Genomic DNA, 18,815 nt, shown 5'->3' on the forward strand with positions numbered 1-18,815 from the left:
CAAGGCGGCGCGAGCCGCTTTTTTTACGGGCCGAATGTGAGCCCAGAGCGCGATGAGTGCATTGACTGACAACTATTTCACGCTGTTCGATCTGCCGCAGGGTTTCGCGCTCGATGCCGAGGCGCTGGAGGCAGCCTATCGTGCGGTGCAATCGCGAGTGCATCCGGACCGGTTTGCAAGTGCGAGCGATGCAGAGCGTCGCGTGGCCATGCAATGGGCCGCGCAGGCGAATGCTGCGTACCGTACGCTGCGTGATCCGTTGCAGCGCGCGACCTATTTGTTGACGTTGCAGGGCATCGATGTGGGCGCGGAGAACAATACCGCGATGGCCCCCGATTTCCTGATGCAGCAGATGGAGTGGCGCGAAGCGATCGACGACGCCGTCGCGGCTCGCAATATTGGCGCGCTCGACACGCTTGCCAAGTCCTTGCGCGACGACCGTCGCGTGCGGCTGACGAAGCTGGGCGACTGGCTCGGCAGCGCAGCCTGGCAGCCTGCGGCTGAAGCCGTGCGACAACTGATGTTCATTGCGCGCGCCGAGGAAGATATCGCGCAGCGCATCGAAATGCTGGAAAACGCGTGACGGCCCGGTGCGGCGCCGTCACATGTCATTGAGAACTGCTTGAGAACAGGGTGGACGCGCTCACGCGTCGCCCGCATTGCAAAGTCATGGCCCTTCTGCAAATTTCCGAACCCGGCATGTCCCCCGCGCCGCACCAGCGGCGACTCGCCGTGGGCATTGACCTGGGCACGACGCATTCGCTCGTGGCCTCCGTGCGCAGCGGTGTGGCCGAAGTCCTCCCCGACGATCAGGGCCGCGTGCTTTTGCCGTCCGTCGTCCGTTATCTGGGCGGTCACCGCACGCAGATCGGGTATGACGCCAAGACGGCTGCCGCCACTGATCCGCGCAACACCATTGTCTCCGTCAAGCGATTCATGGGCCGTGGTCTCGCGGACGTCGCCCACGCAGACAACGCTCCATACGACTTCGTCGACGCGCCGGGCATGGTACAGATGAACACCGCAGGTGGCGTGAAGAGCCCGGTGGAAGTATCCGCCGAGATTCTCGCGACGCTGCGTCAGCGTGCCGAGGATACCCTTGGCGACGATCTCGTCGGCGCTGTGATCACGGTTCCTGCGTATTTTGACGATGCGCAACGGCAAGCGACCAAGGACGCCGCGCGTCTGGCGGGGCTGAATGTCTTGCGCCTGCTCAATGAACCGACGGCGGCTGCGATTGCGTACGGTCTGGACAACGCAGCGGAAGGGCTCTACGCGGTCTACGACCTCGGTGGCGGTACGTTCGACATCTCGGTCCTTCGTCTGACCAAGGGCGTGTTCGAAGTACTCGCGGCCGGCGGCGATTCGGCGCTGGGTGGCGATGACTTCGACCTGGCCATCTACCGCTGGGCAGTGCAGAGCGCCGGTATCGAAACGGCGTCGCTGACGCCCGAAGACGTACGCAGTTTGCTGGACCACGCACGTATCGTGAAGGAAGCACTCACGGATGCCGAGCAAGCGACCCTCAGCGTGACGTTGTCCGGGGGCCGCAACCTGTCGCTGGAACTCTCGCGTGAACAGTTCACGGCTCTGGGCGCACCGCTCGTGCAACGCACGATTGGCCCGATGCGCAAGGCGCTGCGTGACGCGGGGATGGGGCCGGAAGACGTCAAGGGCGTTGTACTTGTAGGCGGCGCGACGCGCATGCCGCAAGTGCGGGCGGCGGTGGCAAGCTTCTTCGGTCGTGAACCGCTGGTCGACCTCGACCCGGATCAGGTCGTTGCATTGGGTGCGGCTGTGCAGGCGAATCTGCTGGTCGGCAATCAAGCCGAAGGCGACGACTGGCTGCTGCTCGACGTGATTCCGCTCTCGCTCGGTGTCGAGACGATGGGCGGCCTGGTCGAGAAGATCATTCCGCGTAACGCCACGATTCCGGTGGCGCGTGCACAAGAATTCACGACATTCAAGGACGGCCAGACGGCCATGGCCATTCACGTGCTGCAAGGCGAGCGTGAGTTGGTGTCTGACTGCCGTTCGCTGGCGCGCTTCGAGTTGCGCGGGATTCCGCCGATGACGGCCGGTGCGGCGCGCATTCGCGTGACGTATCAGGTCGACGCCGACGGGTTGCTGTCTGTCTTCGCGCAGGAAATGCACTCCGGCGTGGCGGCGTCCATCGAGGTCAAGCCGTCCTACGGACTGGCCGACGAGGACATCTCGCGCATGTTGCAGGACAGCTTCGGCTCGGCCGAGCAGGACATGCGTGCCCGCGCGCTGCGTGAGCAACAGGTGGAAGCCGAACGTCTGCTGGTCGCCATCGACAGCGCGCTGCAAGCCGATCCGGAATTGCTCGATGCCAACGAGCGTGCGCAGATCGACGGGCTGCTGGCCGATTTACGCCAGAAGGCCAGCGGTGACGATCAGGTCGCCATCAAGACGGCCACCGAAACGCTTTCGCACGCCACCGACGAGTTCGCCGCACGCCGCATGGACAAGAGTATCCGTGCCGCGCTGGCCGGTCGACGCGTTGCGGATATCGACAAACTGTAAGACACACACGGAATTCAAAGCCATGCCGCAAATCGTTGTATTGCCTCACGAAGAGTTGTGCCCGGAGGGCGCTGTGCTGGAGGTTGCACCGGGCACGTCCGTGTGCCGTGCGCTGCTCGATAACCATATCGAGATCGAGCATGCCTGCGAGCTGTCGTGCGCCTGTACGACGTGCCACGTGATCGTGCGCGAAGGTTTCGAATCGCTGGAAGCCGCGGAAGACGAAGAGGAAGATCTGCTCGACAAGGCGTGGGGCCTGGAGCCGACGTCGCGCCTGTCGTGCCAGACGCTGATGCCCGACGACACCGATCTGGTCGTCGAGATTCCGAAATACACGATCAATCACGCCAAGGAAAATCACTGATCGACGCCGTCTGGCCTCGCGCAGTGACGAGATAACAAAGGAGCTTTCCCATGAAATGGACCGACAGCCTGGAAATCGCGATTGCGCTGACTGAAGCGCATCCCGATGTCGACCCGCAATATGTGCGGTTCACCGACCTGCACAAGTGGGTGGTCGCGCTCGATGGCTTCGACGACGCACCGGATCGTTCCGGCGAGAAGATCCTGGAAGCCATTCAACTGGCATGGATCGACGAAGCCGACTGAGTCGGGATGTCGTGAGAGATGAAAGGATGTGCTGCAAGTCATCGCATCCCAAAACAAAAGCCGCTCGGGAGAGCGGCTTTTGCGTTTCTGCGAGACGAATTCACCTGCGGGCGGCGACATGCCACCGAAGCCTCAGCTGGCGCGCACGAGTCCGTTGTTTTCCAGACGCACGCGGTCACCCGGTTGTACACCCGGTGCGGACTGATAGGTCCAATAGCGCGTCTTGCCGGTATCCATGCGGACGTAGACGCGATACACCGTGTCGGAGCGCACACGCTTTTCCACTTCGTTACCGGCGAGACCCCCGCCGAGCGCGCCGACCACCGTCATTGCCGTACGGCCGTTACCTGCGCCGAATTGATTGCCGAGCAGACCGCCGGCCACGGCACCGCCCACTGCACCCAAGCCCGAGGCGTGGCCTTCCGTACGAATCGGCTGCACCGATTGCACCGTACCGCACGTAGAGCAAGCCGCGGCTTGTTGTTGTGTCGGTTGTGCCGGTGCTGCCGTTTGTTGCGCATACGAGGGCTGCGGAGCCGGAGCGCGCTCAGCGGCTTGCTGCTGCGTCGCGTACTGCGCTTGCTGCTGCGCGGCCGTCGTGGACGGTTGTGATTGCGATGGTGCCGAGAGCGAGGGCGGTTGCGGCGACGTCAGCGCATATTGCGAACTGTTGCCCGAGGACGCGGGGCCGTCCGTACTCTTGGCCACGGGCAGCACGCCGGTAATGGCGGCAACACCCAGCAGACTGACTACGACGATACTGCCGGCAGCGGCAGCGGCCAAAGGATGCATGCGGCGCGGTTGCAGATCGTTATCCATGTTGTTTTCTCCATCGTGCGGTAAGTGCGAATCCCCTTCTGCGTGCTGGCGTGCACGGGCGATTTCGCATGAGAAAAGTTTCCGTCACGGCAAGCGCGGCATCCGTTTCATTTTGTAACGCGATGTAAGATGTGCATCGCTGTGAAGTGTATCGGTGGACCCTGGAAGTTGTCCTAAGTTAATGAAAGATATGAATATTTTGTGCCGGTGACAGCGCGCGTCCCGCAAGTCTGACGGGGCGGACTTAACAAAAGAAACAAGTCGTGGGGGAGGCGAGACGTGAATCGACCGACGGTGACGTCAAGTGGGACGCTTCGGCAGGCAAGCGCGCCTTCAGGGGCTACCACGTTGTCACGCGGGGTCGTCATCTCAGCGGTCGTCGTTATGCTGGTTCAATGGCTTGCACTGGGTGCGTGGGCCGTCAGTTGGTTGACGGGCGACGGCAGTGGTGAGAACAGCATGCCGCCGCTCGGACACGATCTGCGTGTCTACTGGACGGTGTCCTGGATGACGACGCATCTCGGTGCGATGGCGGCATTTCATCCGGACACGCTCGACGCCGCACAACTCCAGTTCTTTCCTGCGTACACCGAACTCGGGCACTGGCTTTATCCACCGACATTCCAATGGTTGATCCAGCCACTCTCGTGGTTGCCTTATCCGTGGACGTACGCGATGTACGTCGTCGTGAGCATCGCGTTGTTTGCGTTTGCGGTGATGCAATGGCGACGAAGGGCCGGTTGGCCGTGGCTCGTGGTGATGGCATTTCCCGGCCTTTGGGTTGCCTTGCTGGCTGGTCAGAACTCCGTCATGACGTTGTTGCTGATGACCGTCGCACTGACTCAGTCGAGTGTGCGTCCGTTGTTAGCGGGGGTGTGCGCTGGCTTGCTCGTCATCAAGCCGCAATTCGCAGTGCTGTTGCCGTTGTGGTGGCTATGCGGCAAACAGTGGCGAGCGCTAGGCACGATGGTGCTTACTGGGGGCGTTTGTTGCGTCCTAACGCTGCTGTGGGGCGGGTGGGCATTGTGGGAGGCGTTTTTTACGGCGGTGGCAACGTTCAACGCAGAAATCGTTCAGCAGGGCGCGGGAGACATCTGGCACGCGATGCCCACGGTGTTCGCGATGGCGCGATTGCAGGGCGCGACGCTGCCTGCGGCGTACGTGATGTACGGATTCGTGGCGGTGCCATCCGTGCTCTTCACGGCATGGTTGTGGGCGAGACAGGCACCGTTGCCGCTACGCGTGGCAGCCGCCATGATCGCCACGTTACTCGTCCAGCCTTACTTGCTCTATTACGAGCTGGCGTGGTTGATTGTGCCGTTGCTATGCCTTGCCGTGCCGATAGATCCGAACCCGTCTGCTTCGCGTCATGCCAACGCGTCGCGCGGGCCGTGGAAAAGGCTGGATGACTTGCTGCTGGCCGTCGCCTGGGTGCTGCCGCTAGAAGCCTACCTCGCTGTGCTGTGGACACCCATGGGGCAGTGGGGCGTGTGGATACTGCCTGCGTTAATGCTACTGATCGTGATGCGCGCACGTCGATGGGCGCATCTGCGTCCGACGTGACGCGCGCATAATGGCACGCATTGTCTGTGAACGTCATTCCCATCGACCTGTCCCACCGCCATGATCGATACGCTACCTGCTCTTGAAACGCCGCTCGATGCGGCTAGCCACCCGCATATCTATCCGTACGTCGTGCAACGTGCGTGGGTTGACGTGCACGATCCTGACGGGGATGTCACCGAGCCATTTTCCGACGACGTCTTCGTCACGCTCGTTCTCGACAGTCCGACGGGACTTCGACGTCTGCACGGCAACGATCTGCAGGCGGCCGACCTGACCTTTGAAGCGGCATTCGCGCAGGCGGCGTCCAATCTCTCGCGGGCATGGACGGCGCGTCACTTCGAATTCGGTATTGCGCGCCTGGACGACGGCACGATGGTCGGCGGCTCGCGCGGCAACTGGATGGCGCCCGCCGGTGCGCTCGTGCTGGGCAATCTCTACCAGTCGATGGTGGAGCACTTTGAGACGACGGAATTCGCGGCCATCGCCGTGAACCGAACGTTCGTCGTGGCGTTTCCTACCGACACGAAGACGCTCTCGTCGCTGGCGCTGCGTCAATTGATCGAGGGGGCGTCGAACGGTGCGGTGCTCCCTATCTCACGCAGCTGGCTGCGTCTCGATGGCGACTGGCCGTCCGCTTATCGCGGAAGTCCGGCTTTCTGAAACGGGATTTTTCTATTGACTCGTTTCACATAGCCACGGTTCTTGACTCCAAAACGTGACATCGACGGCTACATAGACTCATTGACGGCACATTTCGCTGCCGTCACCGGAGACTACGTATGCCAGCCTTGTTATCGGTACCTGGCCATGCCCCAGGCACCTATGCTGCTCCGACGCTCGATTCAATCGGAGGTGGGGTTCCCGCCGTTTCGCCGATTGCTTCCGAGCGTCTTTCGCATTCCGCCCTGGCGACCGATTTCGATGGCGCTCGCATTCAGCGTGCCGTCGTGGCGCCTGCGCTGCGGGCGCCGTGTCGGACGCTCCTACCGCAAGCGTCCCCAGTGGAGGTGCAGCTCAATGGTCGCACCATCCTTCATTTGCATTCCGAGCCGGATCGCGTGGCGTTTCTGAACGAGAACCGGGTCGGCACGCTCTGGATGGAAATGCTCGACGCGGCGCGTGCTGCGGATGGATGTCCGGCGGACGTTCGCGCGGACGATGTGCCATCGGATATTTTGGCACGCATGGCGTGCCTGGGCGTTGGCTCGGGGGAGCGGAGACGCACCGACGTTCATTCGCCCTTGGAGGCCACGTTCGGAGTGGTCTCGGACCTGCCTCGGGCCTCGAGTCCAAGCGCGGACGCCAGTGAATTTGCAACCGTCGAGGCGTTATCGCTACCGTCGGTGTACATCCGGGAGCCGGGGTTTGCACCGGGAACGATGGCGGCGCTCGAGTACGACCTGGGGTGGCGTGCGTTGGCCCCGTCGTGGCGCGAGATCATGCCGATAGTCGACGAATCCGTGTGGGCCTCAGACCCGAACACAGAGCTATTCTGTGCGGTGGGTCGCGCAGTTTTGCCGCATCTTGCCACCCGCGAGGCGGGGCATGTTGCGGACACCATTTGCGCGCGCATCGTGGCGTTTCACATGCACGCAGGCGGGCTTGTCGATTGCCTTGCTAACGTCACCCGATCGGTTGAGCGCACCGGAAAGGAAGGAGAGGCTGTCTCGGTGGCGGCCATCGAGATCAACGACTTTCTCGTCGAGTGTGCGGGGATCGACTGGCGGAAGTCGTTGATTGGCCGGGAAGGGGAGGATGCACTGACGCGTCGTCGCGCGGCCTGTATGGAAGCGGCGACGAACACGTCCACGACAGAGCTACCTGCGGATGTGAATACGACCACGAGCGAATCCGATGGCTCGCGACACCCAAAACCAACGATCGATCATGGATTTCGCAACGCTTGAATTACGCATGGCAATGAAAAAAGCCGCAACCCCGAAACGGTTGCGGCTTTTTCGCTACGGTACGGCCTGAGCAGACGGTTGGCGCGAGATCCTGCGCCGACTGTCCGTCCCGATCAGTCTTCGCGGCGCAGGTGCGGGAACAGCAGCACGTCGCGAATGTTCGGGCTGTCGGTGAGCAGCATGATCAGACGATCGATGCCGATGCCGCAGCCGCCCGTCGGGGGCATGCCGTACTCAAGTGCGCGAATATAGTCGGCATCGTAGTACATGGCTTCTTCGTCGCCAGCGTCCTTCTGCTCGACCTGAGCACGGAAGCGTGCAGCCTGATCTTCCGGATCGTTCAACTCCGAGAAACCGTTGGCGATTTCACGGCCCGTGATGAACAGTTCGAAGCGCTCGGTGATGCCCGGCAGCGTGTCCGAGGCGCGCGCGAGCGGCGAAACTTCCACTGGGTAATCGACGATGAACGTCGGTTCCCACAGCTGACTCTCGGCGGTCTCTTCGAACAGCGCCAGTTGCAGCGCCCCGAGGCCTGCATTCTTGAATTGCGGGGCATCCACCTTCACGCCGTACTTGCCCAGCGCGCCGCGCACGAAATCGATATCGGCGAGTTGCGCGTCGGTGTACTCCGGTGCGTACTTGCGGATCGCTTCGACGATCGTCAGGCGATGGAACGGCTTGGACAGGTCGAGTTCGCGGCCCTGATATTCGATGGTCGCGGTGCCGAGTGCGTCGATCGCGGCACGACGGATCAGCGCTTCGGTGAAGTCCATCAGCCAACGGTAATCCGTATAGGCCGCGTAGAACTCCATCATCGTGAATTCCGGATTGTGACGCGGCGACACGCCTTCATTACGGAAGTTACGGTTGATTTCGAACACGCGCTCGAAGCCGCCGACGATCAGGCGCTTCAAATACAGCTCAGGCGCGATACGCAGATACATCTGCATGTCGAGCGCGTTGTGGTGCGTGATGAAGGGCTTGGCCGCCGCACCACCCGGGATCGGGTGCAGCATCGGCGTTTCGACTTCCATGAAGTCGGCGCTCGTCATGTACTGACGAATCGATGCGATGGCCTTCGCGCGGGCGCGGAAGGTGTTGCGCGTTTCCGGCGACGTGATCAGATCGACGTAGCGTTGACGGTACTTCGTTTCCTGATCGGCCAGACCGTGGAACTTGTCCGGCAGGGGGCGCAGCGCCTTGGCGAGCAGTCGCAGTTCCTTTACCTTGACCGAAAGTTCGCCGGTGCGAGTGCGGAACAGCGTACCGGTTGCCGCGATGATGTCACCGATGTCCCAGCCCTTGAAGGCGGTCATCGAATCGGCACCGACGTCGTCGCGACCGATAAAGAACTGGATCTGACCGCTGCCATCCTGCACGGTAGCGAAAGCGGCCTTGCCCATCACGCGCTTGAGCATCATGCGACCGGCTACCGACACCGCGACGGGCTCGGATTCGAGCGCTTCGTTCTCCACGCCCTGATAGCGGGCTTGCAGATCGCCAGCGTGCTGTTCGGGACGGAAGTCGTTCGGGAACGCGACGCCGCCCGCGCGGATCGCCGTCAGCTTCTCGCGACGTTCCGCGATGAGCTTGTTGTCGTCCTGCGGCAGGTCGTTGGCCTGATTGGCCGAGTCGGCCGGAGTGTTTTGATCGGTCATGATGCGAACGATGAAGTTATTCGGTAAAACGCAGCGTGTGGAGCAGCGCATTCTTGAGCGAGCCATCGGGCGCGCCCAGCCAGATCAGTTCGGTGCGATCCTGATGCGGGCTGGCATTGGCCGCGGCACTCGGGTCCCGCACAAACAGCGCCGCGATCGACTGCGAGCGCGGCTCATACAAAATGTGGACGTACTCGCTAGGGCAGTCGTGCGGCTTGCAGCTCTGCACCAGCAACCAAGGCTTGCCGGCGACGCTCACCCGTTGCGACGGCGTCGAGGTTCCCCCCTGACGCACCCACGCGGGCACATTGCGCGGTGCAACGATGCGTGCATAAGCGCCCGAGAAATCCGGGCGCTTGAGCAGTTCATGCAGATACGGTCCTGTCTCGGGACTCGCACCCGGTGCACCCGGCGTACTCGCCGGGGCAGCCACGGCGGCGCGCTGAAGACACAGCGCACTCACCACCCACACGGCTAGCGTGCGGACAAACGCCATTCCTTACACTCCCTGCTTGAGGCTCGCCGAGATGAAGTCGTCCAGGTCGCCGTCGAGCACCTTGCCGGTGTTGCCGGTTTCCACGCTGGTACGCAAATCCTTCACGCGCGACTGGTCGAGCACGTACGAGCGAATCTGGTGACCCCAACCCACATCGGTCTTGCTCGATTCGAGCTTGTCCTGCTCGGCACGGCGCTTACGCATTTCGTGTTCGAACAGACGCGAGCGGAGCATGTCCCACGCTTCGGCGCGGTTGCGGTGCTGCGAACGGTCGTTCTGGCAAGCGACGACGATGCCCGTCGGAATGTGAGTCAGACGCACGGCGGAGTCGGTCTTGTTGATGTGCTGACCACCCGCGCCCGAAGCACGATACGTGTCGGTACGCACGTCGGCCGGATTGATGTCGATTTCGATCGAGTCATCCACTTCCGGATAGACGAACAGGCTGGCAAACGAGGTGTGACGGCCACCCGACGAGTCGAACGGCGATTTGCGCACCAGACGGTGGACGCCGGTCTCGGTACGCAGATAGCCGTAGGCGTAGTCGCCCGTGACCTTGAGCGAGGCGCTTTTGATGCCAGCGACGTCACCGTCCGACACTTCGAGCACTTCGGCCTTGAAGCCCTTGCGTTCGCAATAGCGGAGGTATTGGCGCAGCAGCATGCCGGCCCAGTCGTTGGCTTCGGTGCCGCCAGCGCCGGCCTGGATGTCGATGAAGCAGTTGTTCGGGTCGGCCGGGTTGTTGAACATCCGACGGAACTCCATGTCACCCACGCGTGCGGCGAGACCCTGCGTGTCGCTTTCGAGCGCCAGGAGCGAGTCTTCATCGCCCTCGTCGCGGGCCATTTCGAACAATTCCTGCGTGTCGGAAAGGCCGGTGTCGAGCTCGGTCAGGTTGGTGACCACGCTGTCGAGCGCCTTCTTTTCCTTGCCCAGTGCCTGGGCGCGCTTGGAATCGTTCCAGATGTTGGGATCTTCGAGTTCCTTGTTGACTTCCGTCAGGCGAGCTTGCTTGACATCGAAGTCAAAGATACCCCCTGAGCTCGCCAACGCGGGTGCGCAGGTCGGCGAGCAGGGATTCGAGGGCGTTGAGGCGTTCGGCTTCCATGAGCTAGGGCGTTTGCAAATTCGGGAAAACCGGAATTATAACGCAGCGAAGCCCCCGTTTCCCCCATTTTTCGGGGGCTTTTAACGACTTTCGGACAGCGGCCTAGCGCGACGTCTGACGCAGACCGAACGCATCGCGGGCGTAACCGACATCCGCGAGCGACGTATCGTCGAAAGCGGCGAGCGCTTCGACCTGGAGTTTCTGCTCGTAGTGCAGACGCCATTGGTCGACGGCGCGGAAGAACAGGCCGAGCGGCGTGACCGGCGCAGCAACGACCGGTGCGGTGGCGTTCAGATTGGCAGCGGCGGACAGAGGGCGGTACATGATGTGATTTCCTTCACGGGGCGCGGTGTGCTGGCCGGAGACGGGATGTCATGGCAGACGTCGCATTAGGGATAACCCGAAGCTTATTCCTTTCTCATGCGCTAAAAAAGTGAATTGTTTAGCTGATTTTGTTCACTATTATTGAAGTGACGTTGCGACTCGCTTAACATTCGGCATCGTGTGAATGCCTACCCGCTTCCTAGCTGCTTCTTGCACCCGGAGCTTCCTCATGGACTTTCTGCAACTTCAGACCTTCAAGGCCATCGTCGACGAAGGCAGCGTGCTGGGGGCCGCCGAAGCGTTGCACTGCGTTCAGTCGAACGTGACGGCCCGCATCCGCTCGCTGGAACACGCCGTGGGCGTGAAGCTCTTCCATCGTCAGGGACGCCGTCTGCAACTTACGCCAAGCGGACGTACGCTGCTTGGTTACGCCGACCGGATTCTGGCGTTATCGCGCGAGGCGAGCGCTGCGCTCAATCCGGCAAACGAGCCGTCCGGCGACTTCTCACTGGGCGCGATCGAATCGTCCGCCACCTCGCGACTGCCAGCCGTGCTCGCGCGCTTCCATGCGGCTTATCCGAAAGTGCGCCTGAATCTGGTGACGGACACATCGTTGAATCTGCTCGACGAAATTCAGCACGGCCGCGTCGACGCTGCACTGATTGCGGGTACCGCGTGCCTGGAGGCGCAGGCGCAGATGTCGGTCGTGGCCGACGAGATCTACCGGGAACCGATCGTGCTGGTCGCGCCCGCGCGCGCAGGGCGGGTTCACGAAGCGGCCGATCTCTCGGGCGCGACATTGCTCATGTGGCCGTCGGGCTGTCCGTATCGCGGCACGATGGAGCAATGGCTCGCCGCGAATGCGGTCACGCCGGGGCGCATCCTCAGCTATGGTAGCTACGCAACCATCGTGGCTTGTGTCGGTGCGGGGGTCGGCTATTCGCTGGTGCCGCGCGGGATTTACCTGCGTTATCGTCAGGAGGCGAACATCGTCGGTCATGCGATGGAAGACCTCGCGGCGGTGCCGAACTTCTTCGTTCGCCATCGAGGCGTCGAGGTCCATCCGGCACGCGAAGCGTTTTTGCGCGTGATGCGTGAATACGTCGCAGAGGCGCAGCCCGCTTAAATACGTAACCTTGCGCACTTCTCGCGATACGGGAAGTGCGGCCACCTCGATTGCGTAAAGGGAGTGCTCAAATGTTAATGCGTCTCATTGGTATTTGATTTGGGCATTTCGCAGATGGTCACTTCTCCGCCGTGGCGGCATGCCGTCGATCTCGATGGGTTGTCGATGGTGCGTGGCATACAGCAGGCGAACGGCCAGATCACTGACGCATGGAACGTATTCGCGGGCTACACCTTCAACACGACGAAATATCTCGCCGACGCCACTTCGCAAGGCCAGTCGTTCGCCGACTTTGCACCGCGTCACCTGTTCCGCTTGTGGACGAACTACGAGCTGCCATTCGACGGCCGTCGCTGGGGCGTGGGGGCGGGGCTAATCGGCTTGCCGACGGCGTCGGCACAGGTACCCGCACAAGCAACACAGGTTGCGGTGCAGAACGTGTGCCGTCAGACATCCGCGAACGCCGTGCTGCGGGGGACGTACCAACTGGCAGGGTAGGGACATTGCGCATCGAACTGGCGCTGACGTCGCGCGAGGGCACGTCGTCGCGACAATTGCAGGGTTGGGCGCAGGCGATGCGCGCGATCGTGCTGACAGGCCAGCGTGTGATGGGGCCAAAGCACGTCGCGGCGAAACGGGTGTTCAGCCCTGAGCGTGCTCGATGATCATCTGCACACGAGATACGCCATTGAAGGTGTCCGCAGCCAAGCGATAGGCGAATTGTGCGCGGCTTGGCAATGTGTCGGCGTGATTGAACCAGATCGCGTTGAAGCGCATGCGGCCCCGTCCGAGTTGCAGCTTCAGATGCTTGTCTTTCAGGATAGCCTGCGAGAGCACATCGAACTCGCCGGAGAACACGGGCGGGGGAAAGCCCTGCCCCCAGACTTGCGCGTCGAGCATGGCGACGAAGGGCGGGACGAAGCAATCGTCACCGATGTCGCCGTCGGTTTCTATGACACGGGAGAGCGTCTTCTCGTCGAGCCATTCCTGTCCGACGCCTTCGAACGCAGCCTGAAAACGCGGCAGGGCGTCGGCCGCGATCGTAAGACCGGCCGCCATCGCGTGGCCACCGAACTTGCCGATCAGACCGGGCTCGCGTTTGGTGACGAGGTCGAGCGCGTCGCGCAAGTGGAAGCCGGGGATCGAGCGTCCGGATCCTTTGATCTGGCCGTCGTCCCCCGGAGCGAACACGATGGTTGGACGGTAGAACTTCTCTTTGAGGCGGGCCGCCACGATACCGATCACGCCTTGATGCCACGTTTCGTTAAACGCGCAAAGCGTGGTCGCAGCGCGTGGATCGAAACGCGCCAGATCGGCCAGCGCTTCCTGTTGCATGCCGGCTTCGATTTCGCGACGCTCGCGATTCATCGCGTCGAGTTCCTGCGCAAGCGTCCAGGCGCGGGCGTCGTCGTCCGTCAGCAGACATTCGATGCCGAGCGACATATCTGCGAGGCGTCCGGCGGCGTTCAGTCGTGGGCCCAGACCGAAGCCGAGATCGAAACTCCCGGCCTGCCGTGCATTGCGGGCGGCCGCGCGAAAGAGGGCATTGATGCCGGGGTGCATCCGCCCGGCGCGCATGCGAGAAAGGCCCTGTGCCACCAGAATGCGGTTGTTGGTGTCGAGCTTGACCACGTCGGCGACGGTGCCCAACGCGACGAGGTCCAGTAACGTATCCAGCCGCGGTTGTTCGCGAGCGTCGAAAGCGCCACGTCCCCGCAACTCGGCTCGCAACGCCAGTAGTACGTAAAACATCACGCCGACGCCGGCCAGATTCTTGCTGGGAAACTCACAGCCCGGCTGATTCGGGTTGACGATGCACCGCGCGTTGGGTAGTTCGCTGCCGGGCAAGTGGTGGTCGGTGACCACGACTTCGATGCCAAGCAGTTGTGCGGCGGCCACGCCATCGAGGCTGGCGATGCCGTTGTCGACGGTAATCAGAACATCCGGCGGACCTTGTTTGCTGCGTGCGGCGAGCGTCACGATTTCCGGTGTGAGTCCGTAACCGTATTCGAAGCGGTTCGGCACCAGATACTCGACGTTCGCGCCAAACATGCGCAGCCCGCGTACGGCTACGGCGCAAGCCGTCGCCCCATCGCAGTCATAGTCGGCCACGACGAGCATGCGCTTGCCTGCGGCGATGGCGTCCGCGAGAAAGACGGCCGCCTCTTGCGCGCCCTTGAGCCGCGTGGGCGGAATCAGGCGAGCGAGGGCGGTTTCGGTCTCGGTGCTTTCGACCACGCCGCGCGAGGCGAACAGGCGTGCCAGCACGGGGTGGACGCCGTCACGCGAGAGTGTGTCGGCGGTTGTCTCGTCGACGAGACGGGTGACGATGTCGGTCATGCCACTTCCTCACCCAGCCGGGCCAGCGGCACCATGCGTGCGGTGAGTCCCTGGCGACGCCAGAACTTGCGCAGGTCGCCGCTACGGGCGCGAAGGGTCACAGAGTGGCTGTCGCCACACAGCGTGAGCGCGACTTCACGCGCTTGCCCTTTTTGCAGGCGCTCCAACGCCGGTGCCAGCCAGCGACGGTCGAGGTCGACGAGGGCGTCGCGCCAGCGCGCCCAGTCTTCCACCAGGAAATACGATGTCAGGGTGTCGATCTGTATCAGTGTGCGGCCGTCGGCCGCGTCGATACCCGCTGACGTGGGGTGTAGCGCGATCTGCATATGGTTCGCCAGTCCGCGCGTGGCGGGGGCGTCGGCCAATACCGTGACGCACGGACGATTCATGCGGGGCGCGGCAATGCGCTGACCTCCACCGAACAGCCAGATCGCGTTCACGGGCGGCAGGCCACGCGCTTCGCGGGCCTGATTGGCCGGGTGGTCGTACCAGGCCATCTGCACTTCGTTTTGCCACTTGCGCCACGTCAGTTCGGCCTTGCCCTGAGGCAGCCAGATGTCGACGTTACGCCCGGCGGCGCGCGCAGGCGATGCCGTGAGAAGGTCGCCCAGCGTGGGGGCACTCAGATACCACCGGTCGGGGCGCGGTGCGATCAACTCGCCGCCTTCTTCTGCGAACAGTGCGTGTGCGGTCGCGAAAAGGGCAGCAGATTCCTCCGCGCTCAATTCCAGTTCGGCCGGATCCGTCAGCACGAGATGGTCGGTGGCGATGTGGATGTGGGCGGGTTGCGCGCAGTACCAGAACCGGGTGTCGAGTGCGCCGCTATCGTCAAACAGCATGAACGGCGCGAGTGGCGCGCGCGCGGGGCCGCCGGGCAGCCCGAAAGCGTCGGCGAGCCAGCGTTCGTGCGGCAGCGTGGGGACAAACGGGTCTTCCGGCACGTCCTGCGCCGACTGGACGCCGCGCGCGAGCAACTTTTCGAGCGCGGGCAACTCCAATTCGGCCAGCAGTGCGGGCAAATGGGCCGACGCGGGGAGCGCGAACGGCAAGAGAAAGTGCAGGGCAGGTGTATCCATGTCGAGGCGAATTGTATGGCAAACTTCGCGCTGGCAGTTGGGTGACCCTGACGTCAGGTACGGAACGTACCATTCACCGCGCCGGGCAGGGGCCGGGGGCGGAGTTTGGGTACTGGACCCGCGCGGGTGCAAACCTGCGCCGGTACGCTCCGATCGATCCTTATCAAGAATCAGGAATCCGTTTGAAATTCCCATACGAATGGCAGATCGGCTGGCGCTACACGCGCACCGGCAAGCGATCATCCGGCAACGGTTTCATTTCCTTTATCTCTTTCATCTCCATGGCCGGCATTGCGCTGGGCGTGGCAGCGCTCATTGTGGTGCTCTCGGTGATGAACGGCTTTCAGAAGGAAGTTCGGGACCGCATGCTCTCCGTGCTGGCGCACATCGAGGTCTTCGCGGTCGACGGCAATCTGCCGGACTGGCAGCGTACGGCCGCCGAGGCGTTGCAAAACAAGAACGTCATTGCGGCTGCGCCTTATGTGGGTGAGCAGGCCATGCTCACGCGCGACGACAACGTGCGCGGCGTGGTGTTGCGCGGCATCGTCCCGAGTGAGGAAGCGAAGGTCTCCGACCTCGGTAAGCAGATTACGGACGGCACCCTGAATAACCTGACGCCGGGCAGCTTCGGCATCGTGCTCGGGCGAGAGCTGGCGCGGGCGCTGGGCGTGAGCATCGGCGACAAGATCACGCTCGTGGCCCCTCAGGGGACGATCACGCCCGCAGGCGTGTTACCGCGCGTGAAGCAATTCACCGTGGTCGCGATCTTCACGGCCGGGCATTACGAATATGACAGTTCGCTGGCGCTGATCGACCTGCATGACGCGGAAACACTATTCAGACTCGACGGCCCGACGGGCGTGCGTCTGAAAATTCAGGACATGGAGCAGGCGCCGCTCGTGGCGCGCGAACTGGCCAAGTCGCTCTCGGGCAACATGTGGGTGCGCGACTGGACCCAGCAGAACAAGAACTGGTTCGTGGCGGTGCAGACGGAAAAGCGCATGATGTTCATCATCCTGACGCTCATCATCGCGGTTGCTGCATTCAACCTGGTGTCGTCGCTGGTGATGACGGTGACCGACAAATACGCAGACATTGCCATTTTGCGAACGCTTGGCGCGCAGCCCGGCTCGATCATGAAGATCTTCATCGTGCAGGGCGTGACGATCGGTTTTGCCGGGGCGTTGCTCGGTGTCGGCCTCGGTTGTCTGATTTCGGTGAATATCGGGACGATCGTGCCGTTCATCGAGCGTTTGTTGGGGATTCACTTCCTGCCGCAAGACATTTACTTCATTTCCGAATTGCCCTCGGATCTGCAATCGTCCGACGTGATCCGTATCGGGGTGATCTCCTTCATCCTCTCGGCGCTTGCGACGATCTATCCGAGCTGGCGTGCCTCGCGCGTCAAACCGGCGGAGGCCCTGCGCTATGAGTAACGCAAATCAATCGATGGCCCCGGTGCCGAATCTGGCGTACGACGGCCCTGTGTTGCGGGCTCGCGATCTGCACAAGACGTTCAAGCAAGGTCAGTTGAATGTGACGGTGCTCAACGGGGCGAGTCTTGACGTTGCGCCGGGCGAGAAGGTGGCGATCGTCGGGGCGTCGGGCTCCGGCAAGAGCACTTTGCTTCATGTGCTGGGCGGGCTCGACGATCCTTCGCGCGGCGAAGTGTCGTTGCTCGGCAAGCCGTTTTCGTCGCTGCGCGAGCGCGACAAGACGGCGCAGCGCAATCAGTCGCTCGGCTTCGTCTATCAGTTTCACCATCTGCTGGCCGAGTTCTCCGCGCTGGATAACGTGGCCATGCCGCTGCGTATCCGCCGTCTGCCGACCGAGCAGGCACGGGCCGCAGCGCAGGTGATGCTCGAACGTGTCGGGCTGGGTTCGCGGATGAAGCATCGTCCGTCGGAGCTGTCGGGTGGCGAGCGTCAGCGCGTGGCGATGGCGCGAGCGTTGGTCACGCAACCTGCATGCGTGCTGGCTGACGAGCCGACCGGTAACCTCGACGGGCACACTGCCGAGACTGTGTTCGAACTCATGCTGGAGTTGTCGGAGACGCTCAGGACCAGTTTCGTGATCGTCACGCACGATATCGACCTGGCCCGTCGTTGCGACCGCGCGTTGCGTCTTCGCGAAGGGATTCTTGAGTCCGCGTAAGTTCGTGGAACGACAGTTGTTGCGGGGCGTGGCAGACAGAGAGGCGCCGGGGATTTCCCCGGCGTTTTGCATTTTCGGGACGTCGCGCGAATGCGCTTTTCGGCAACGTCCTAGACCATGATGCGGTGTTGTCCGATGGTCACGACAACGATGACGTGCGAGCCTTGTCATCGCCCCGTAGAATTGACGCCTAAGGACACCTGACCATGTGGATCGATACCCATTGCCATCTCGATGCGGCCGAGTTTGATGCCGACCGCACCACTGTGATTACCGACGCCGTCGCTGCGAGGGTGGTCGGGCTTGTCGTGCCGGCGGTCGAATGTGCGACGTTCGACGCGGCTCGTGCTGCCGCCCGCGCCATCCCGGGCGGCGCGTATGCGTTGGGCATTCATCCGCTCTACACGCCGCGTGCACGCGACGAGGACATCGCGACGCTGCGCCGGGCGGTCGAGCTTGCCATGGGGGATCCGCGCTTCGTCGGCATTGGCGAGATCGGGCTGGATTTCTTCGTCAGGACGCTCGACCCCGAGCGCCAGCAGTTCTTCTACGTCGAGCAACTGAAGATCGCACGCGATTTCGATCTGCCGGTCATTCTTCATGTCCGTCGCTCTCAGGACGCCCTGCTCAAACAGCTACGGATCTTCACGCCGCGAGGCGGCATCGCGCACGCATTCAACGGCAGTCGGCAACAGGCGGATATGTTCGTCGAGCGCGGCTTTTGCCTCGGGTTCGGCGGGCAGATGACGTTCGATCGCGCTTTGCAGATTCGTCGTCTGGCCGTGGATATGCCGCTGGACTCCATCGTGCTGGAAACGGACGCACCCGACATTGCGCCAGAGTGGTGCTACAAGCAGCGTAATAGCCCTGTGGAATTGCCGCGCATCGCACAGGTGTTGGCGGAGCTACGCGGCGTCGCACCTGAGACGTTGTCTCAGGCGACGTGCGCCAACGCCTGGCGCGTGCTGCCGCGCTTGTCCGGCGCCATGGCGATGGCACCGGGTGACGGTCCCGCCGCGAACTTCTCTCTGATTTCCCCCAACCCTTCCGGGCAATCGCGCTGACGCCGAGGCGTCGCGCGACTG

20 protein-coding genes are annotated in these 18,815 nt (G+C 62.6%); 13 read left to right on the forward strand and 7 right to left on the reverse strand.

Going from position 1 to position 18,815, the window contains the following annotated elements:
• The first annotated feature begins 52 nt into the window (after positions 1 to 52).
• From hscB to iscX, 4 genes are all read left to right on the forward strand, one after another.
• Positions 53 to 583 (forward strand): Fe-S protein assembly co-chaperone HscB, encoded by a 531-nt coding sequence (gene hscB / locus PAN31117_RS23735; protein WP_150740372.1) that lies wholly within the window; start codon positions 53 to 55, stop codon positions 581 to 583.
• 86 nt (positions 584 to 669) lie between these two features.
• On the forward strand, positions 670 to 2,547 hold the full coding sequence (gene hscA / locus PAN31117_RS23740) for a Fe-S protein assembly chaperone HscA (protein ID WP_150740373.1): 1,878 nt from the start codon (positions 670 to 672) through the stop codon (positions 2,545 to 2,547).
• Between the two features lie 22 nt (positions 2,548 to 2,569).
• On the forward strand, positions 2,570 to 2,911 hold the full coding sequence (gene fdx, locus PAN31117_RS23745; protein WP_150740374.1) for an ISC system 2Fe-2S type ferredoxin: 342 nt from the start codon (positions 2,570 to 2,572) through the stop codon (positions 2,909 to 2,911).
• A 50-nt stretch (positions 2,912 to 2,961) separates the two neighbouring features.
• On the forward strand, positions 2,962 to 3,156 hold the full coding sequence (iscX, locus tag PAN31117_RS23750; protein ID WP_039399317.1) for a Fe-S cluster assembly protein IscX: 195 nt from the start codon (positions 2,962 to 2,964) through the stop codon (positions 3,154 to 3,156).
• A 132-nt stretch (positions 3,157 to 3,288) separates the two neighbouring features.
• Here iscX and PAN31117_RS23755 read toward each other — a convergent pair whose 3' ends face one another.
• Positions 3,289 to 3,975: a glycine zipper 2TM domain-containing protein gene (locus PAN31117_RS23755; RefSeq protein WP_150740375.1), complete on the reverse strand. Its 687-nt coding sequence runs from the start codon at positions 3,973 to 3,975 to the stop codon at positions 3,289 to 3,291.
• A 384-nt stretch (positions 3,976 to 4,359) separates the two neighbouring features.
• Between PAN31117_RS23755 and PAN31117_RS23760 the strand changes: the two genes are divergently transcribed.
• The 3 genes from PAN31117_RS23760 to PAN31117_RS23770 all read left to right on the forward strand — a co-directional run bounded on the left by PAN31117_RS23760 (position 4,360) and on the right by PAN31117_RS23770 (position 7,448).
• The gene (locus PAN31117_RS23760; protein ID WP_150740376.1) at positions 4,360 to 5,538 is read left to right on the forward strand and encodes a glycosyltransferase family 87 protein; all 1,179 of its coding nucleotides are present in this window, start codon (positions 4,360 to 4,362) and stop codon (positions 5,536 to 5,538) included.
• A gap of 60 nt (positions 5,539 to 5,598) precedes the next feature.
• Positions 5,599 to 6,201: a hypothetical protein gene (locus PAN31117_RS23765; RefSeq protein ID WP_150740377.1), complete on the forward strand. Its 603-nt coding sequence runs from the start codon at positions 5,599 to 5,601 to the stop codon at positions 6,199 to 6,201.
• A 341-nt stretch (positions 6,202 to 6,542) separates the two neighbouring features.
• Positions 6,543 to 7,448 carry a hypothetical protein gene (locus PAN31117_RS23770; RefSeq protein ID WP_174991095.1) on the forward strand — a complete coding sequence of 302 codons (906 nt, stop codon included), beginning with the start codon at positions 6,543 to 6,545 and terminating at the stop codon, positions 7,446 to 7,448.
• Positions 7,449 to 7,561: 113 nt separating this feature from the next.
• On the opposite strand, the gene lysS is transcribed toward PAN31117_RS23770, so the two are convergent.
• From lysS to PAN31117_RS23790, 4 genes are all read right to left on the reverse strand, one after another.
• Complete coding sequence (lysS, locus tag PAN31117_RS23775; RefSeq protein WP_150740379.1) at positions 7,562 to 9,106, reverse strand: lysine--tRNA ligase; 1,545 nt, start codon at positions 9,104 to 9,106, stop codon at positions 7,562 to 7,564.
• Positions 9,107 to 9,122: 16 nt separating this feature from the next.
• Positions 9,123 to 9,602 (reverse strand): Ivy family c-type lysozyme inhibitor, encoded by a 480-nt coding sequence (locus PAN31117_RS23780; protein ID WP_052252973.1) that lies wholly within the window; start codon positions 9,600 to 9,602, stop codon positions 9,123 to 9,125.
• Positions 9,603 to 9,605: 3 nt separating this feature from the next.
• Positions 9,606 to 10,710, reverse strand: a protein-coding gene (gene prfB, locus PAN31117_RS23785; RefSeq protein ID WP_174991096.1) for a peptide chain release factor 2 whose coding sequence is annotated in 2 segments (ribosomal slippage) — positions 9,606 to 10,637 and positions 10,639 to 10,710 — 1,104 coding nt in all. Because the reading frame shifts where the segments join, the coding sequence is not laid out codon by codon here.
• 102 nt (positions 10,711 to 10,812) lie between these two features.
• Positions 10,813 to 11,034, reverse strand: a complete 222-nt coding sequence (locus PAN31117_RS23790) for a hypothetical protein (protein ID WP_150740381.1) — start codon at positions 11,032 to 11,034, stop codon at positions 10,813 to 10,815.
• Between the two features lie 229 nt (positions 11,035 to 11,263).
• Here PAN31117_RS23790 and PAN31117_RS23795 point away from each other — a divergent pair, with 229 nt between their 5' ends.
• The 3 genes from PAN31117_RS23795 to PAN31117_RS27255 all read left to right on the forward strand — a co-directional run bounded on the left by PAN31117_RS23795 (position 11,264) and on the right by PAN31117_RS27255 (position 12,825).
• Positions 11,264 to 12,160 carry a LysR family transcriptional regulator gene (locus PAN31117_RS23795; RefSeq protein WP_174991097.1) on the forward strand — a complete coding sequence of 299 codons (897 nt, stop codon included), beginning with the start codon at positions 11,264 to 11,266 and terminating at the stop codon, positions 12,158 to 12,160.
• A 114-nt stretch (positions 12,161 to 12,274) separates the two neighbouring features.
• Entirely contained in the window at positions 12,275 to 12,658 is a 384-nt protein-coding gene (locus PAN31117_RS23800) for a TonB-dependent receptor (protein WP_150740383.1), read from the forward strand.
• A gap of 5 nt (positions 12,659 to 12,663) precedes the next feature.
• Positions 12,664 to 12,825: a hypothetical protein gene (locus tag PAN31117_RS27255; protein WP_174991098.1), complete on the forward strand. Its 162-nt coding sequence runs from the start codon at positions 12,664 to 12,666 to the stop codon at positions 12,823 to 12,825.
• Here the strand turns inward: PAN31117_RS27255 and recJ are convergent.
• Positions 12,803 to 14,500, reverse strand: coding sequence for a single-stranded-DNA-specific exonuclease RecJ (recJ, locus tag PAN31117_RS23805; RefSeq protein WP_150740384.1), 1,698 nt, complete (start codon positions 14,498 to 14,500; stop codon positions 12,803 to 12,805). The two genes, PAN31117_RS27255 and recJ, sit on opposite strands and share 23 nt — an antisense overlap.
• Entirely contained in the window at positions 14,497 to 15,576 is a 1,080-nt protein-coding gene (locus PAN31117_RS23810) for a regulator (protein WP_150740385.1), read from the reverse strand. The genes recJ and PAN31117_RS23810 overlap by 4 nt, the downstream gene beginning before the upstream one ends.
• A gap of 182 nt (positions 15,577 to 15,758) precedes the next feature.
• On the opposite strand from PAN31117_RS23810, the gene PAN31117_RS23815 reads away from it, so the two are divergent.
• The 3 genes from PAN31117_RS23815 (at position 15,759) to PAN31117_RS23825 (ending at position 18,794) form a co-directional block, all read left to right on the forward strand.
• Positions 15,759 to 17,012 (forward strand): lipoprotein-releasing ABC transporter permease subunit, encoded by a 1,254-nt coding sequence (locus PAN31117_RS23815; protein WP_150740386.1) that lies wholly within the window; start codon positions 15,759 to 15,761, stop codon positions 17,010 to 17,012.
• Positions 17,005 to 17,730 (forward strand): lipoprotein-releasing ABC transporter ATP-binding protein LolD, encoded by a 726-nt coding sequence (gene lolD / locus PAN31117_RS23820; protein ID WP_150740387.1) that lies wholly within the window; start codon positions 17,005 to 17,007, stop codon positions 17,728 to 17,730. Before PAN31117_RS23815 ends, lolD begins: the two co-directional genes overlap by 8 nt.
• A gap of 206 nt (positions 17,731 to 17,936) precedes the next feature.
• Positions 17,937 to 18,794 carry a TatD family hydrolase gene (locus PAN31117_RS23825; protein WP_150740388.1) on the forward strand — a complete coding sequence of 286 codons (858 nt, stop codon included), beginning with the start codon at positions 17,937 to 17,939 and terminating at the stop codon, positions 18,792 to 18,794.
• Positions 18,795 to 18,815: the final 21 nt, after the last annotated feature.

The sequence above is a fragment of the Pandoraea anapnoica genome, assembly GCF_902459765.1.
GTDB classification, from domain to species: Bacteria; Pseudomonadota; Gammaproteobacteria; order Burkholderiales; family Burkholderiaceae; genus Pandoraea; species Pandoraea anapnoica.

Bases quoted from the DNA above. Each gene is read 5' to 3' on its own strand.
- PAN31117_RS23795 (WP_174991097.1), top strand. From the start codon at position 11,264: ATGGACTTTCTGCAACTTCAGACCTTCAAGGCCATCGTCGACGAAGGC.
- PAN31117_RS23765 (WP_150740377.1), top strand. From the start codon at position 5,599: ATGATCGATACGCTACCTGCTCTTGAAACGCCGCTCGATGCGGCTAGC.
- PAN31117_RS23790 (WP_150740381.1), bottom strand. From the start codon at position 11,034: ATGTACCGCCCTCTGTCCGCCGCTGCCAATCTGAACGCCACCGCACCG.
- hscB (WP_150740372.1), top strand. From the start codon at position 53: ATGAGTGCATTGACTGACAACTATTTCACGCTGTTCGATCTGCCGCAG.
- lysS (WP_150740379.1), bottom strand. From the start codon at position 9,106: ATGACCGATCAAAACACTCCGGCCGACTCGGCCAATCAGGCCAACGAC.
- lolD (WP_150740387.1), top strand. From the start codon at position 17,005: ATGAGTAACGCAAATCAATCGATGGCCCCGGTGCCGAATCTGGCGTAC.
- fdx (WP_150740374.1), top strand. From the start codon at position 2,570: ATGCCGCAAATCGTTGTATTGCCTCACGAAGAGTTGTGCCCGGAGGGC.
- PAN31117_RS23760 (WP_150740376.1), top strand. From the start codon at position 4,360: ATGCTGGTTCAATGGCTTGCACTGGGTGCGTGGGCCGTCAGTTGGTTG.
- PAN31117_RS23825 (WP_150740388.1), top strand. From the start codon at position 17,937: ATGTGGATCGATACCCATTGCCATCTCGATGCGGCCGAGTTTGATGCC.
- hscA (WP_150740373.1), top strand. From the start codon at position 670: ATGGCCCTTCTGCAAATTTCCGAACCCGGCATGTCCCCCGCGCCGCAC.
- PAN31117_RS23810 (WP_150740385.1), bottom strand. From the start codon at position 15,576: ATGGATACACCTGCCCTGCACTTTCTCTTGCCGTTCGCGCTCCCCGCG.
- PAN31117_RS23780 (WP_052252973.1), bottom strand. From the start codon at position 9,602: ATGGCGTTTGTCCGCACGCTAGCCGTGTGGGTGGTGAGTGCGCTGTGT.
- iscX (WP_039399317.1), top strand. From the start codon at position 2,962: ATGAAATGGACCGACAGCCTGGAAATCGCGATTGCGCTGACTGAAGCG.
- recJ (WP_150740384.1), bottom strand. From the start codon at position 14,500: ATGACCGACATCGTCACCCGTCTCGTCGACGAGACAACCGCCGACACA.
- PAN31117_RS23755 (WP_150740375.1), bottom strand. From the start codon at position 3,975: ATGGATAACGATCTGCAACCGCGCCGCATGCATCCTTTGGCCGCTGCC.
- PAN31117_RS23800 (WP_150740383.1), top strand. From the start codon at position 12,275: ATGGTCACTTCTCCGCCGTGGCGGCATGCCGTCGATCTCGATGGGTTG.